Origin of the sequence: Erwinia sp. MYb416, assembly GCF_037479575.1 — a bacterium.
GTDB lineage: Bacteria > Pseudomonadota > Gammaproteobacteria > Enterobacterales > Enterobacteriaceae > Erwinia > Erwinia rhapontici.
Genome location: NZ_JBBGYT010000233.1, coordinates 1 through 305 on the forward strand (window position 1 = coordinate 1; position 305 = coordinate 305).

1 pseudogene is annotated in these 305 nt (G+C 54.4%); it reads right to left on the reverse strand.

Annotated features, from left to right (window positions below):
• Nucleotides 1-305 (reverse strand): annotated as a pseudogene (locus tag WH277_RS02155) (type VI secretion system membrane subunit TssM); the annotation flags it as partial.

Genomic DNA, 305 nt, shown 5'->3' on the forward strand with positions numbered 1-305 from the left:
CCAAACTGGGTTTTCTTTAACAGCATCGCCGCTTCACTGAAGCGGTTATTGAGCATTTCACCCGTAGCCTGTAACTCCGCGTGGTCGATGTTGTTGAGTTGCAGGCGGGTCAGCAACTTGCTGTTGAACCAGGCGCGGTAAAGCTGAGGGATAAGCTGAAAGAGTATCCACAAAAAGTAGCTCAGGCCGATCAACAGCTGGCGATTCAATGGGCTGTCCAGCGACTGGAAACGGGTAAAGGGCAGCAGCGGTCCCACCATCCAGATCAGGGCAGACAGCGCGGTAACACCGACCAGCCCCCATAA